Source organism: Aquirufa sp. A-Brett2-15D, assembly GCF_054558735.1.
In genome coordinates, this window is sequence record NZ_JBSKFT010000003.1 from 295,703 (window position 1) to 311,431 (window position 15,729).

Consider the following 15,729-nt stretch of genomic DNA (forward strand, 5'->3'; position numbering starts at 1 on the left):
GCCGCCATTGTAGCGAAAAATGCACCAATGAATAGTAGTTTTTTCATGATTCTTTATTTTTAGTGGAGCTAATTTAAAGCCTATTTTAGTATAGAGGAAACTGATTTTTTCTATATTTGGCATAGATAAAATCTATATCAATGAATATTCATCAATTAGAATACATACTGGCAGTTGATCAGTTCAAAAGTTTTTCCAAAGCAGCGGATTATTGTCATGTTACACAGGCGACGTTAAGCGCCATGGTGAAAAAACTGGAAGAGGAGCTGGATATTGTGATTTTCGATCGCAAGGCGAGTCCAATTGCCGTGACCGAAAATGGCCGCGAAATACTTAATCAAGCACAACAGGTAGTGGCACATGCGAATGCACTGATGGATTCCTCTAAATCCATTAACCGTAAAATGGAAGGCAAGGTGAAATTAGGGGTCATTCCTACGATTGCTAATTCCTTATTATCCATTATTTTAAAACCCTTACTGGAGAAATATCCGGCCTTGATATTTGAAATTCAGGAGCAAACCACTCCTCAATTGATGAAAAGTCTGCAGGAAGGGAAGTTGGATTTGGGGATTTTAAGTACACCGATTTCCTCATCGGATCTAGAAACGGAATTACTTTATAAAGAGGAATTAGTGCTGTATGGGCATGTTCAAAAAGCCTCGATCAAAACGGCTGAACTTAATCAGCAACGCTTTTTTTTATTACAAGACGGCCATTGTCTCCGAGATCAAATCATTCAGTTATGCGAATTAAAAAAGAATAAATTTTTACCGGGGAATCTTCGTTTTGAGGCAAATACCTTTGAAACGCTATTGAATTTAGTAGATGATTTTCAAGGAGTGACCGTTTTGCCCAAACTGTACGCAAAGCAACTCTCCGATAAACGTAGAACTGCTCTGATTGAATTAGAAGATGGGAAGTTAGAACGGGAAGTAAGCCTCTGTTACAACCGACCTTATGCTAAGTGGAATGTGATTAAGCGCTTAACCGTCGATATAAAAGAGCTAGTTGCACTACACGGAATAAAAGTTATTTAAAATAATTCTAAATAAGCTTGCATTTTTGCAGATGGCGTTTTACTTTTGGGCATTATTTATAATTAGTCTAAATAAAAATGCCTAAAATTTCAATACATCAATTTATCGTTTTTTTTGCCTTTTTTCATCCTGTTTTTGCTCAGCAATCGGAGTCTACTGACAGTTTACATGCAGTGCAATTAAAGGAAGTAAGTATCATGGGGACAAGTCCTTATAAAGTGGTGGGCTCTGGGGCTTTGGTTAATTTTGCCAAAATTCAAAAGCTTAACCAACCCGATATAAATAAAGTCATTCAAACTATTCCTGGAATAAATGTACGCGATGAGGAAGGTTTTGGCCTACGTCCAAACATCGGATTACGAGGTACACCCGTGAATCGTAGCGCAAAGATTACCTTAATGGAGGACGGAATTTTAATGGCACCTGCGCCTTATTCAGATCCGTCGGCCTATTATTTCCCCACTTTTGCGCGGATGGAACAGCTGGAGGTTTTAAAGGGAAGTAGCCAGGTAAAACATGGCCCTTATACGATAGGAGGAGCTATTAATCTAATTTCCACCTCTATTCCTGACGCATTTAAAGGATTTGCTCAGCTTTCGTATGGAAGTTTTGGCACGAATCAGCAACGAATTTGGATAGGGAATAGCCATAAAAATATCGACTACCTGTTCGAAGTTAATCGCCTTGCCAGTAATGGATTTAAGGAATTACCTTCTGGTGCGAATACTGGTTTCGATCGTAGAGACTTGATGGGGAAGGTTCGCTGGCACTCGGATGTAAACGCCCCGATCAATCAATCGCTTAGCTTAAAATTCTTGACGATGTCAGAGGAGGGCAACGAAACGTATTTAGGCCTGATTTTCAATGATTTCCTAACTAATTCCAACAGACGTTATGCGGCAACGCAAAAAGACCTGCTGGATATGAATCACCAGCATCTTTCTTTGACACACAGCATCAACCCAACAAATAAATTAAGTATCATCTCTACGGCCTATGCCGCTAAAACGTTTAGAGATTGGGCGCGCGTTAATTCGATCGGAGGAGTGAGTATTGCCACTATTTTAGCAGATCCTGCGAGCAATGCAACGGCTTATTCTATCATGACGGGTCAGTCGAACGGTAATTTGAATTTCCAAAGTGCCGCTAGGACCTTTCACGTGTTGGGTGTTCAAACGAATCTGACGTATGATTTTGAGTCAGGGGACATTCGACATAAAATTCAAGCGGGGATTCGTTATCACCAAGACCAAGCGGATCGATATGCCACGCAATCTACTTACCTTATGTCTAATGCCACGATGGTGTTGAATTCTGCTGGTGTTAAGGGAAATGCGGAGAATCAAATTCGCCAGGCAAAAAGTGTGGCGGGATATGTGCAATATGAAATGGCTTGGGATAAACTGACCATCAGCCCTGGAATACGGTATGAGAATATGGAATTGGCCTTCGATAATTTTGGCAATAATGATAATGCTCGCTTAGGCACTGCCTTAAAATCTGCAACGAATCAATTGGATATACTTTTACCTGGGGTCGGGATAAGCTATGTTGTGAGAGAAAATATGCGTGTTTTTGGTGGCGTACATAAAGGTTTTTCTCCTCCGGGAATGCCCTCCGTAAGTTCAAGTGCCATTCAAGCAAAAACGGAAACAGCCATTAGTTATGAGCTTGGATACAAGGTTAATTATAAGGACTTTAAGCTGCAGGCGATTGGCTTCTTGAATAATTACCAAAACATTTTAGGGTCGGATAATGTCTCCGGTGGCGGAGCTGGAACCGGCGATATGTTCAATGCGGGTAACGCGAAAATCCAAGGAATTGAATTTAGTTTGGAACAAAACTTATGGCGTTCATCTACAAAATGGCGATTACCCTTGAGCATCGCTTACACGTATAATGACGCGAAGTTTATGCAAACATTCGTGAATGCTGGAGGCGATTGGGGTACAGGAACGATTAACAGCGGAGAGTCTATCCCCTTTATTACGCCGCAGCTTTTGTCACTTAGTGTGGGGCTGGAATCGGAGAAATTTAATATCACTTTGGGTAGTCGCTACACGGGAGATACCCGAGTTAAAACGGGGAAACCGGCAGAGATTATCCCCTCATTGAGTGCGAAATACACGGATGTCAATACGATGGGGGAATATTGGGTAGTGGATGTGAGCGGAAATTATCACTTGACTAAATTCGTTTCCTTTTTCTCCACGATTAATAATATGTTTAATAATCGGTACATCGTGGCAAATTTACCACAAGGATACCGGCCTGGAATGCCTTTTTCTGCTAATTTTGGGGTAAAAATTAACCTGTAAATATTTCTTATGAGCTCAGTATCCACTAAAATGCGTACTTATCACCGTTACCTAGGCTTCTTCTTAGCTGGTATTATGGCGGTTTATTCCATCAGCGGAATCATCTTAATCTTTCGCGAGACAAGCTTTTTAAAGAGCGATGTGCACAAGGTGCAAACTTTAAAGCCAGGTTTGCAAGGGGAATCGTTAGGGAAAGAATTACACATTAAAGGCTTTAAGCCCGACACGACGATGGGCGATGTAGTTTCCTTTAAGCAAGGGACCTATAACTCAAAGACCGGGGCCGCGGATTATACCGTTTCAGAGCAGCCTGCAATCGTAAATAAGATGACGAAATTGCACAAGGCAACCACGAATGACCCGCTTTTTTACCTCAATATTTTCTTCGGCTTATCCTTACTTTTCTTCGTGATTTCATCCTTCTGGATGTTTTTGCCTAAGACAAGTATATTTAAAAAAGCGATGCTATTTACGTTGGCAGGAGCGGTTTTGACCATTATTTTATTGTTACTGTAATCTAATATAGGTAAGGAATAAGTGCTTTAACGCGTTTTTGGTAGGAGGTATATTCTGAGCCAAAAACAGCAATTAATTTGCTCTCCTCTAAGCGGTAGCCGATCAGGATATAGCTATAGGAAATCACTAAGATGAGTCCCATTTTTTCGGTGGGGACGAGCAAAAAAAGACCTAAAATCAAGATGATTGTTGCGAAATAAAGGGGATGGCGAACATGGCGGTACATCCCTTTTTGGACTAATTCAGGTTTTCCTTCCGCCTTAATCCCTAGAAATTCTGCTCCATCAAAAGCCTTGAAAGCCAGGATTAATAATATCAAACCGATTACTAGAAGGCATGCCCCCGCCGATTTGCTGCCAGAGAACAAATAGGCCTCTGGGATTAGGAAACTTTGTATGATTAAAGGAATCAATCCTCCTATAGCAATGAGGTTATATAGGATCCTATAATAGGTAAAAAGGAAGGGGAATTTCCTTTCAATAATCGATTTTGCTTCTGCGGAGGCTAAATAGCTGTGGACAAAAAAGTAAAACACCCAGGCTAAACCTAGAATTGTGATTTCCATAGTGATAGATTATTAGCAACAAATCTAAGCTAATTTATAATCTCATTCATTTCGGTCAGGACATGAAAAGCTAAATAATTTTCTAACTTATGTTTCTAAACCGATGAAACATGAAAACAATAGCTATCCTTTTGCTGGGGTTCAGCCTATCCTTGTCTGCTCAGATACCTGCTGGGAAAAAGGTGATCACCTCACTTTACGTTTATGATCTTGCCTCGGGCAAATCGGATTTAATCCTAACGGAGAAGCGGCATTTCGAAGCCCCTAACTGGTCTCGTGATGGAAAGTTTCTACTCATCAATGCCTACGGAAAACTTGAAAAAATCAGCCCGAAAGGCGAGAAATTAGGCGAGTTAAACACGGGTTCTGTCGCGAAGGCGAATAATGATCATGGGTACAGCTTTGATGGAAAAACCTTGTTTATTTCCAGTGGAAAACCAGAGATAAAAGGAGGTTCATCCTTCATCTATAAAGTTTCAGCTGATGGGGGTGAGCCAGTTCAACTTACTCCATTAACGCCGTCTTATTGGCACGGGGTTTCCCCAGATATGAAAATGATGGTTTATTGCGCGTCTAGAAACGGGAATTTTGATGTGTACGCGATGTCGACAAATGGAGGGGAAGAAATTCGCTTGACAACAGATGAAAGCCTAGATGATGGGCCGGAATATTCTCCAGACGGCAAATACATTTATATTAATTCGTATCGTTCAGGGATGATGCAGATTTGGCGGATGAAGGCGGATGGATCTGATCCAGAGCAGATGACTTTCGATGCGCATTCGAATTGGTTCGCGCACATTTCTCCTAATAACAAGGTGGCTACGATTATTACCTATGTGGAGGACCAAAAGCAGTCCCATCCTTTTGGCCATCAAGTAAAACTGCGTCTGTTGAATCTGAAAACGAAAGAAGTGAAAGATTTAACGGAGGAATTTTATGGAGGACAAGGAACGATTAATGTGCCTTCTTGGAGTCCAGATGGCAAGAAATTCGCCTACGTACGGTATGCTTTGGAAGATTTGTAAAAAGGAAGTAAATTCACAAAAAACCTAGTTAATATGAACGTTAAAATGAACAAAGATAGTCAAGCTTCGAGAAGGAAGTTTTTACAACAAATTGGGGCAACTAGCCTCGTGGCAGCCTCTTCGCCCTTCGCCTCTTTAGGCGCTCAACAAAAAGCAGAGGAACGTATTTTAACCTATGAAAAACGCATTTCAGTGGGCGAAAAAATTCGCTTAGGAGTGATTGGTTTTGGGGTACAAGGTCACTTTGACTTAGCCTCAGCACTGAAAGTTCCCGGAGTCGAATTAGCTGGAATTTGTGATTTATATACGGGACGTATCGAAAACGCGAAGGAATTATACGGGAAAGATTTATACACGACACGTAATTACAAAGAATTATTAGACCGCTCGGACATCGATGCGGTGATCATCGCGACACACGATGTGTGGCACGCGCGCATTACGATCGACGCTTTGGCAAAAGGCAAACACGTCTACATCGAAAAACCGATGGTCTATAAAATAGACGAAGGCCCTAAGGTGATTGCAGCCCAAAAGAAATACGGCAAAGTCTTACAAGTAGGATCTCAGCGCGTGAGTAGCATCGGCTTAGCGAAAGCGAAAGAGATGTTAGCAGCGGGCGAGATCGGGAAACTAAATATGGTCAACGCGGTATATGATCGCCAAAGCTCTATAGGCGCCTGGGAATATACCATTCCTAAAGATGCAGACGCATCTACGTGTGATTGGAATCGCTTCATTGAGGCTACGGCTAAAATGGAATTCGACGCGAAGAAATTCTTCTGGTGGCGTGCCTTTAAAGAGGTAGGAACTGGCGTAGCGGGCGATTTATTCATCCATTTGTTGTCAGGAACGCACTTCATGACGAACTCTAAGGGTCCAGAAACGATTTTCTCTACGGGGCAATTTAGTCACTGGAATGATGGTCGTAACTTGCCTGATGTCATGTCTGGCGTCATGCAATATGGAAACACGCCGGAGCATCCAGCCTTCCAACTAACTTTGCAAGTCAACTTTATCAGTGGAACGGGTGGCCAAGAGGTGATTCGTTTGATCGGCTCGGAAGGGGTGATGGACGTGAAAGGAAATACGATTTCTGTGAAGCATAGCATTTTGCCAGAAGCACCAGGTTTCGGTGGATACGATTCCGTGTTTACACTTCCTAAAAGTATGCAGGAAGAAATGACACGGGATTACAACGCTAAATGGACAGAAGCGCAACGCAAGCGCCCGATTAAAGAAGATGTTATTTTCAAAGCGCCTCCAGGATACGATGAGCACGTGGATCACTTCACGAATTTCTTTGACGCGATTCGCAATGGAACGAGCGTGGTGGAAGATGCGACATTTGGCTTTAGAGCGGCAGCGCCGGCTTTAGCTTGTAACGAAAGTTACTTCAGCAAGAAGATCATTCAATGGGATCCAGTGAATATGAAATTAAAATAAGATGAAAAGAATTGTTGTTTGGGTTTTTATAGGGATGCTAAGTCATTCTCTTTTGGGACAAAAGAATCCTAATAAACGCCCAAACATCATTTTCATCATGTCAGATGACCATGCTTATCAGGCCATTTCAGCCTATGATCAGCGCTTGCTTTCCACCCCTAACATTGACCGCATTGCTCAGTCTGGCATTCTATTTACTAATGCGAGTGTTACGAATTCGATTTGCGCCCCTAGTCGCGCCACCATTTTAACAGGCAAGCATTCACATTTAAATGGGAAAGTGGATAATCATTTTCCATTTGATACGACTAACACTACTTTTCCGCAATTATTGCAATCGAATGGCTATCAAACGGCCATGTTTGGCAAGCTGCATTTTGGTAATACCCCGAAGGGCTTCGATCAATTTAAGATTCTTCCCGATCAGGGGAATTATTATAACCCTGATTTTATTACCAAAAATGAAGGGAAGATCAAGGTCACGGGTTACGTGACGGATATTATCACCGATATGACGCTGGATTGGTTGCAGAAGGAGCGATCTTCAGAGAAACCATTTATGCTCATGTATTTGCACAAAGCGCCACATCGTCCTTGGTTAATGGCGGAACGGCATTTGGACGAAATGACTCAAAAAACGTTTCCAGAACCGAAGACGCTCTTCGATGATTATGCTGGACGAACTTCGCCTGCTAAAGAGGCCGAGATGAATATTTTAACGAGTATGGGTTGGGCTGGGGATAATAAAATCTATCCTGCGGTATTGGATTCATTAAAGATTCCTGAAATCAGATCTGATAAGCAACGATTTAAAGCGGACATGGGTCGCTTAAATCCGAGTCAAAAAGCGAACTTTGACCGAGTCTATGATCGGATCAATGCGGAATTTTTGAAGGCCTATCCGAGTATGACGGATCAAGATAAAATGCGTTGGAAATTTCAGCGCTATATGCAAGATTATTTAGGCACGCTGCGTGCTGTGGATGAAAATGTGGGGCGCTTATTGGATTATTTGGAAGCTAATAAATTAATGGAAAACACGATCATCGTGTACACATCCGACCAAGGATTTTACCTAGGGGAACATGGCTGGTTTGATAAACGATTTGTCTATGACGAGTCCTTTAAAACGCCATTGATGATTTCCTGGCCAGGCCATATTAAGGCAGGCCAGCGTTCGGATGCATTAGTTCAAAACCTCGATTATGCGCAAACCTTTTTAGATGCGGCTGGCGTGCCGGCTCCTGTGGATATGCAAGGCCAAAGTTTAATTCCTCTCATGACTGGAAAGCCATGGAAGCGGGATGCGGTTTATTACCACTATTATGAGTATCCAGCAGAGCACATGGTGAATCGGCATTATGCGATTGTGACGAAGAAGTACAAGCTGATTCATTATTATTTTAAGTCGGATGAATGGGAATTAATCGACCGCGAGAAGGATCCCATGGAAATGAAAAATGTGTATACTGATCCGGCATATTCATCTATTCGGAAGGTTTTACATAAGCAATTAGATGCGCTTCGGGTAAAGTATAAAGACAATCCAGAGATTAGCCAGGGGTATATTGATCGCTTTTTGAAAGATGCGGCGGCGGGGAAGGTATATGGTGCTCCTAAGGGGAAGGCCTCTGAGATGAATGCAAAACAAAAGTAAAATGGAAAACCAAATTATCACTGATATTTCAAATCCAGCGGGGCTTGAGCAACTCTATCGCTCGAACCCAGCGGAATTTAGCCGAGCTTTCGAAGCGGTATATCCTCAAATTTCCACGCAGGTTTCGGCGCAAATTTGGCGGGAACGATTAGCTGTTTCGACCACCTCCTGGGGTTCGATGAGCGACTGGATCGTGGTAGGAATTTTTGCGCTGTTAGCCGGATTTCTCATGCAGTTACCGGACATTTTTTCCATTTCGCATGATCGTTATTTTCCCCGCAACATGTCCTTTATCGTGATGCCGGGGATAGGCGCTTATTTCGCTTATAAGCAGGGGATGTCGCTTCGACAGCTTTTGGCACCTTTGGCGATTTTAGCCGCTTCCATTGTTTTTATCAATTTTTTACCTGAAAAAAACACCACCTTACTTTTAACCTGCCTGCATATTCCTATTTTGATTTGGCTTTCGGTTGGCTATATTTTTGCAGGCTCAGATCCCGCGAAGAGAATGGATTTCTTGCGTTATCATGGAGATTTAGTCGTGATGACTACCGTAATTGGATTAGCGGGAGGCCTATTTACCGCGTTGACGATTAATCTCTTTAATTTAATTCAGTTAAAAATTGAGGATTTTTATTTCCGCTATTTAGTCCTTTCGATCCTTCCGTCTGTGCCTCTTTTCGCTACCTTTTTAGTTCGCCAAAACGCCAGCTTAGTCAGCAAAATTTCCCCTGTCATCGCACGTATTTTTACCCCTTTAGTGACTTTGACCTTAGCCATTTTCCTAGTGGCGATCATTTATTCTGGGAAAGACCCCTATAATGACCGCGAGTTTTTGCTCCTATTTAACGGTGTACTCATTGGAGTAATGGCCTTGATCTTGTTCTCCTTAGGGGAGGCGACTAAGCAAAATGCGTCCCGCGTTCACCAATACTTCTTATTTGCTCTAGCGGTTTTAGCGATTATAGATAATGGCATTGCCTTGTCTGCCATCGGTTTCCGATTAGTGGAATTTGGCATTACACCGAATCGCCTGGCTGTGTTAGGAAGTAATGCACTCGTCATGGTGCATTTGATGATTACAACGCTGAAGCTGTGGTCATTTCTAAAAGGGAATGAACGTATCGAAGCCGTAGAAAAAAGCTTGACGTCCTACCTTCCTTTTTATGCCGTTTGGGCAGCGATTGTTAGCTTTGTATTTCCTTTATTATTTTAACTTTACCTATATGAAAAAGCTCTTTTTATTCTTCTTTTTAGCAGCCTTTACGGCTTCTGCACAATCTAAGCCGGCAGGGAAGCTGGACGCCTCTAAGCCAGTTTTAGAACTAGAAGCGTCTTGTGGCTCGTGTAATTTTAAAATGCCAGGAAAGGAATGCTACCTCGCGGTTAAATACGAAGGGAAGGCCTATGCGGTCGAAGGCACGGGGCTAGACGATCATGGGGATGCCCATGAAGAGAAAGGCTTTTGTATGGCTGTACGTAAGGCCAAAGTTCAAGGCTACTTGAAAGGCGATAAATTCGTGGTCAGCTATTTCGAGCTTTTAAAGCCTTAAACTGAAATATATTTTCGTCCGATTCCGAATAAAATCGAATTAGCTAGCACCGCGCATCCGAAAATGATGATCGCCATGGTGAAAGGTGTGCCGTCAAATAGCAGACCAATCAGCGTAGCACATACAGCTCCCCAAGCCATCTGAATAGAGCCTAACATCGCGGAGGCAGTACCAGCCCCTCGGTGAAATGGACGCAAGGCAAGTGTCGCCACGTTGGGGAAATTGAAACCCTGACAACCCATAATCAGGAATAATAAGGCGATATTTATTTCCATAGTTAGCAAGTCTAGCTTTGCTAAAATAGATAAAATCAAGCCCAGGATTAATTGCGTGGGCAATGTCACTTTCAAAATTTGTAAACTCGAATACTTCTTCAAAACCACGCGATTCAATTGACTCGCCGAGATAATTCCGGAAGCAACGATCGCGAAAATGAACCCAAATTTGGACTCATCCACCCCATAATATGTTAAAAAGGTTAGCGGTGCACCACCCACATAGGTGAAAATACTGCCGGCCCCTATCGCCCCCGTGAAGGCAAAAACGAGGTATTCTTTTTCCTTGAACAAGGCCTTGTATGCCTTAATGATCGTTGTAATGCGGAACGGTCCGCCGTGTTCGCGATTCGTCTTTTCAGGTAACCAAGATTTGATCAAGAAAATAATAACAGTAAGGATGAAAGCTAGGACTAAAAAAATAGCTTTCCAGCTCGCGATGGTTAATAATAGACTGCCTAGTGAAGGAGCTAATATGGGTGAAACACCTAAAATTAAAATCATTAATGACATAACCTTGGGCCGTTCTTTTTCCTCAAAAGTCTCTCGAATCACCGCATTAGGAGCGACCATTCCCACACTACCACCTAATGCTTGGAATAAGCGAAATACCACGAGCATCTCCACCGAAGTAGCGAAAGCGCAAGCAATTGAGCTTAGAACATAGACGGATAAACCGATATAAAGTACATTTTTGCGTCCAAAATGGTCGAGTAAGGGACCGCTGATTAACTGCCCCAGGCAAATCCCAAAGAAGAAACTCGATAACGTATAGCCCATTTGTTCTTGCGAACAATTCAGCACGGATGCAATGTTTTTAAAGGCGGGCAAATACATGTCAATGGACAAGGGTCCAATGGCTGACAAGATTCCTAATATTAAGATAATTTTCGTGCGGTTCGCAGAATTAGGCATTATAGAGGGGATATTTTAGAAAAGGCAAAGGTACGCCCAAAATTCCTAAATTAATACCCCCGCACTTGCCTGCAAGGCATAGATTGCCTTAAATAGGTAGGCCTTTAGCTCGGTTAATTTTTCGGCCGCCTCCATCGCTTTGGTCTCCCGCGTGTTGATTAAGAATAAGGAAGATTCTCCCTGTTCAAATCGGGTTTCTTCTGCTTTTACTAAAGCTTGGTAGTTTAAAACAGCTTTCTGTTGTGTATCAATTTGCTTTTTTAGGCTCTCTACTTGATTAAAATACGAACTCACTTCCACTTGAATTTGTTGTCTTTTTTGGGCCAAATTAAGCGACTCTTCTTGAATTTTTAACTTAGCCAAAGCGTAATCGGCCCGGCCTTTTGAAAGGCGAAGTGGCATTTCGAATTTGATACCGTATTGGTAATTGTTCTCAAAAAGCGGGCGCACTTCCACGCTAGGCGTGAGCCCTTTAGATAAAGCATTGTAAGTCACATCTAGTTTAGGCAACAAGCTTTGGAACTTCAACTTTTTTTCCACCTGAAGTCCCTCAATCTTGAATTGATAAGCACTCAAATCCGGGTGATTTGCGTAGGCTTTTTCGATAAGCGAGGAAAGATTTAGGTCAAAGTCTGCAAGCCAAGCGAATTCATTCGCCACTTCTGCCGGCTGCACCTCTGAAGATAACTCTTGCGGGGTATTATTCTCTTGCCATAAATACACAGATAGGGAGAGGCGAGAATTCTCCCGTTCCACCCATTTTTCTTGGTATAGATTTTCAAAATATTGAAGCTGAGTCGTGGCTTCTACCGTATCTACGGCTGGTCTTTCTCCTAGCTCTACACTTTGTTTCACGAAAGAAACACGTGCGGTCGCAATCTGTAGATTCTGATCCACAATTCGTAAAACGCGCACACTTTTTACCCAATTCCAATACGAGCCCATCGCGTCCGAAAAGAGGTCATTGAGAATACTTCTCTGCTGTTGAAGGGCCATTTGATTCATTAATTTAGCTTGCTGAAGGCTAGCCCTACGCTGGTCCATGATCAAGTTTTTCGCTAGAGGAACAGTAATCCCGATATAGCTAGTTTCACCTAAAGTTTCATTCGAATTCAGGCGCGTTCCTTGTAAATTTTCAAGGCCAGATCGCAATTCAATTCCATACCACGTGGGAATACTAAGCTCAGGAGCGTGGGAGGTATAATAGTTTTTCCCGTCGAAGGTTTTCTGCGTGCTATAATGACTAAGTATAGGATCAAAACCACCTCTAGCTTGTAGGATTTGGGCCTCCGATTTCTGCACCCCGATCCCTGCTTGTTTAGCAATGGGATGATAGGTCTGTACGATTTTTAGGAACGCTTCAGGATATAATACGGGCGTCTGAGCTAGGCTTGAAAAACTCAAAAACAAGAAGGCAATAAAACTATTTTTCATCCTTTTTTAACGTATAAAAATCTGGTGGGAATCCATTAATGTTTCGCCATAATTCGTACCAAAGTGGCACATCATTCAGCAAGGCTATTCCTTTTGCTCCGGCTCCCATTTTAATTTGCTTAGGCCATTTTTTCTCTTTCGGATTTTCCACTACGATCACACGAAACATACCCTCTTCATCGATGTTGTTTTCAACCGCTTTTATCTTGCCAGCAAAGGTTCCAAAACTTTGTTCTGGCCAGCCGCCAGCAAATAAGATTGCCGGGAATCCATCAAAAATAAACCTCACATCTTGGCCAGGCATCAATAAGGGTAAGTCCACAGGTCGGACGTACATTTCCACTGCATAGTTTGTATTCGATGGTACGATGGTTAACAACTCTTCGCCGTCCTTTAAAATTTCTCCAATACCCGCTTTTTTCGCATTAATTATTTGTCCACTTTGGGGAGCAAGTATGTAGTACATTTCATCTCGAATTGTATAATTCGAGACTTGGTTTTCTAACTTAGCGATTTCGCCTTTACCCGTTTCGATCATGCCTAGACTTTGGAATTTATCACTCTCCGCCTTATTCATTTTCTCACTGTATTCCTGATCCACTCCCCGCAATTCAATTTTTGTATTTTGAACCTCTTGCAGGGTTTGGTTTACCTTGTTTTCTGAGATGGTTTTTTTCGCTAAAGAATTCTGCATCGCCGCATTTCTTTGTTGGAATGTCGTTTGCGAAATCAAACCTTCCTTGAACATTTTTTGGTTCCGTTCGAATTGATCTTTTACTAAATTATACTCATTAGAAGCTGCATCTAATTCGGATCTTTCTCCCGTTAATTTCTGCTGTAATTGGGTGATTTTATTAGCTAATTGATCTTGTTTTAATTTCTTAGAGGTGCGTAGATTTATGATTTGATCCTCCGTCGATTTTACTTTTTGCTCATAAAATCCAACCGTTCCTATTTTTGCATTTAACTGCTCTTGTGTTCTCGAAATTAATTTAGGGTCTAAGTATTCGGCTTTGATCTCGCTGATTTTTGCCAAAGTATCCCCTTGGGTCACAAAATCCCCCTCTTTCACCCACCAGCGATTCATCTTGCCAGCGATGGGACTATAGATTTTTTGTGGCTTTTGCTCTTGGAAAAGGCTGGTAATATTTCCTTTCGATTTAATGTTTTGGGTCCAAGGCAAAAACAAAATTCCTAGCATGATTAAGCCTAAACCGATTAGCCAAGGCTTGGTTTTAGGCCCCTTATCACGCAAGTATATTTCGTTAAAGGACTTAAATTTTTCCATTTTTTATGATAATTTTTTGATCGAATCCATTCGATTCATGGGTAGAAATAATAACGGTTGCGTTTGATTTTTTGAGCAAGAATTCGCGTAATTTTTCTGCTAATTCTGCGTCTAATCCAGTCCAAGGATTTTCTAAAAGAAGTAATCTTTTTTCTCCAGACAAGGCACGCAAAAGCAATATTTTTTTAATAATGGTTTGTGGAGTTTTTTTACCGATAGGCTCAATATAGGAATCAAAACCCTGTGGAAAGTGATTTAAAAAATCAGACATTCCGAGTTGATTAGCCGTCTCTAAAATGATAGCTGGGGTGATTTCTGATTTACCTAAGCTGATATTCTCATATACGGTCCCTCCAAAAATTTCCTGTCCAGGCAATAATATGCCCGTATGTTTTCGCAAACTGGATAGGCTATAATTTTTTATGGGAACTTTATTGATCATCAATATTCCTTGGAAGTCTAGATAATTCCCTGTCAGGATCCGCATAAATATTGACTTTCCTGAACCATCTGGCCCATTTAATTGTATTTTTTCACCTGAATGAATATGTAAGTTGATACCATCTAAAACAGGTTTGCCTGACTCAAATTCAAAGGAGAAATTTCTCATTTCAATCTCTAAACCTACTCGAGTACTTAGTTCTAAATCTCCGCTCGTTTCTATAGGGCTTTCAGTTATACTTGCTAATTTTTCTAATCCCGTGATCACATCATAGGCGCTATCTAAACTAATAATTAGCTTTTCAACTGCGCCTATCAGCAACAATATCACGATTTCTGCGGCTATAAATTCGCCGATATTTAACTGTTGGGTGATTAATAGATAAGAGCCAAAAGTTAACATTAACGCGGTTAAGCTGATCTTAAAAAATAGGAGGGTTTTATATTGAAAAAGTAAAACATGGAAATGTTTTGTTCTAGCACCCAGATAACCACTCACGTTTTTGTCAGTTCTAATCAAATTTAAATCGGAACCTTGGCTAAACTTGAAGGTTTTAATTGTTCTTGCAATTTCTCCGAAAAAACCAGCTACTTCGTATTTATAATTTGATTCTTCAATACTTGTTTCGATCCCCTTTTCGCTGGTATAATATAAAATCAAAACCAAAAGGAGTAATAATATAAGACCTAAAATGATGAATAGGGGATGATACAAGGAAAGTAAAATAATCCCAAAGACAATTTGAACACTTGCGACTGGAATGTCCAATAGTAATTTTGCAAAACCTTTTTGGATGTTTACGGTATCAAAAAACCGATTCATTTTCTCTGGAATAAAAAATTTATCCATTTGCTTCAAATCCAGCATAGGTATCTTTTCCGCAAAATCATACGCATATTGAGTGAAGATTCTTTGTTGGATCGACTCGATAATTTTCATTTGATTGATTTGGAATAAACCCATCAGAAAGACACCTAAAACCACTAAAAATATCAACACATAGATGGAGGTGACCATCGTAGCACCCATCACTAAACCGATGATAGTTTGAACTCCTAGCGGAAGACTCAGGTTTACAATACCACCCAAAATCGAAAATAGATAGATCGAAACAACCTCCTTTTTATGACCCCGGATTAGTGCTTGTATCCTCTTTAGCGGACTTATATTTTGCATAATTCTTATGTTTCTTCTGCAAAATTATGAATACTTTTTTATATAATAGTAATACTATTATTAATAAACGTTAAAA

Annotated in this window: 13 protein-coding genes; 8 read left to right on the forward strand and 5 right to left on the reverse strand. The window is 41.2% G+C overall.

The genetic code is table 11. The features are described 5' to 3' along the window. Positions 1–140: 140 nt before the first annotated feature. The 3 genes from ACST14_RS09360 (at position 141) to ACST14_RS09370 (ending at position 3,874) form a co-directional block, all read left to right on the forward strand. Positions 141–1,040 (forward strand): LysR family transcriptional regulator, encoded by a 900-nt coding sequence (locus ACST14_RS09360; protein WP_459462892.1) that lies wholly within the window; start codon positions 141–143, stop codon positions 1,038–1,040. A gap of 77 nt (positions 1,041–1,117) precedes the next feature. Beyond that, on the forward strand, positions 1,118–3,358 hold the full coding sequence (locus ACST14_RS09365) for a TonB-dependent receptor family protein (protein WP_459462894.1): 2,241 nt from the start codon (positions 1,118–1,120) through the stop codon (positions 3,356–3,358). Between the two features lie 9 nt (positions 3,359–3,367). Beyond that, the gene (locus ACST14_RS09370) at positions 3,368–3,874 is read left to right on the forward strand and encodes a hypothetical protein (RefSeq protein ID WP_459462896.1); all 507 of its coding nucleotides are present in this window, start codon (positions 3,368–3,370) and stop codon (positions 3,872–3,874) included. A gap of 1 nt (position 3,875) precedes the next feature. Here ACST14_RS09370 and ACST14_RS09375 read toward each other — a convergent pair whose 3' ends face one another. Continuing rightward, positions 3,876–4,439 (reverse strand): methyltransferase family protein, encoded by a 564-nt coding sequence (locus tag ACST14_RS09375; RefSeq protein ID WP_459462898.1) that lies wholly within the window; start codon positions 4,437–4,439, stop codon positions 3,876–3,878. 110 nt (positions 4,440–4,549) lie between these two features. Between ACST14_RS09375 and ACST14_RS09380 the strand changes: the two genes are divergently transcribed. Genes ACST14_RS09380 through ACST14_RS09400 form a run of 5 tightly spaced genes read left to right on the forward strand, consistent with a single transcriptional unit; the run spans position 4,550 to position 10,123 of the window. Next, entirely contained in the window at positions 4,550–5,467 is a 918-nt protein-coding gene (locus ACST14_RS09380; RefSeq protein WP_459462900.1) for a TolB family protein, read from the forward strand. Between the two features lie 45 nt (positions 5,468–5,512). After that, on the forward strand, positions 5,513–6,913 hold the full coding sequence (locus ACST14_RS09385) for a Gfo/Idh/MocA family protein (protein WP_459462902.1): 1,401 nt from the start codon (positions 5,513–5,515) through the stop codon (positions 6,911–6,913). Positions 6,914–6,947: 34 nt separating this feature from the next. Continuing rightward, complete coding sequence (locus tag ACST14_RS09390; protein WP_459463136.1) at positions 6,948–8,570, forward strand: sulfatase family protein; 1,623 nt, start codon at positions 6,948–6,950, stop codon at positions 8,568–8,570. Between the two features lies 1 nt (position 8,571). Beyond that, the gene (locus tag ACST14_RS09395) at positions 8,572–9,786 is read left to right on the forward strand and encodes a hypothetical protein (protein WP_459462904.1); all 1,215 of its coding nucleotides are present in this window, start codon (positions 8,572–8,574) and stop codon (positions 9,784–9,786) included. 10 nt (positions 9,787–9,796) lie between these two features. After that, on the forward strand, positions 9,797–10,123 hold the full coding sequence (locus tag ACST14_RS09400; protein WP_459462906.1) for a DUF6370 family protein: 327 nt from the start codon (positions 9,797–9,799) through the stop codon (positions 10,121–10,123). On the opposite strand, the gene ACST14_RS09405 is transcribed toward ACST14_RS09400, so the two are convergent. The 4 genes from ACST14_RS09405 to ACST14_RS09420 are packed head-to-tail and all read right to left on the reverse strand — an operon-like array spanning position 10,120 to position 15,653. Beyond that, on the reverse strand, positions 10,120–11,313 hold the full coding sequence (locus ACST14_RS09405; protein WP_459462908.1) for a multidrug effflux MFS transporter: 1,194 nt from the start codon (positions 11,311–11,313) through the stop codon (positions 10,120–10,122). The two genes, ACST14_RS09400 and ACST14_RS09405, sit on opposite strands and share 4 nt — an antisense overlap. Before the next feature lie 45 nt (positions 11,314–11,358). Next, the gene (locus tag ACST14_RS09410) at positions 11,359–12,747 is read right to left on the reverse strand and encodes a TolC family protein (RefSeq protein ID WP_459462910.1); all 1,389 of its coding nucleotides are present in this window, start codon (positions 12,745–12,747) and stop codon (positions 11,359–11,361) included. Continuing rightward, a complete protein-coding gene (locus ACST14_RS09415) occupies positions 12,737–14,035 on the reverse strand; it encodes an HlyD family secretion protein (protein WP_459462912.1) in 1,299 nt (432 codons plus the stop codon). Before ACST14_RS09415 ends, ACST14_RS09410 begins: the two co-directional genes overlap by 11 nt. Next, on the reverse strand, positions 14,022–15,653 hold the full coding sequence (locus tag ACST14_RS09420) for a peptidase domain-containing ABC transporter (RefSeq protein WP_459462914.1): 1,632 nt from the start codon (positions 15,651–15,653) through the stop codon (positions 14,022–14,024). Before ACST14_RS09420 ends, ACST14_RS09415 begins: the two co-directional genes overlap by 14 nt. Positions 15,654–15,729 lie beyond the last annotated feature (76 nt).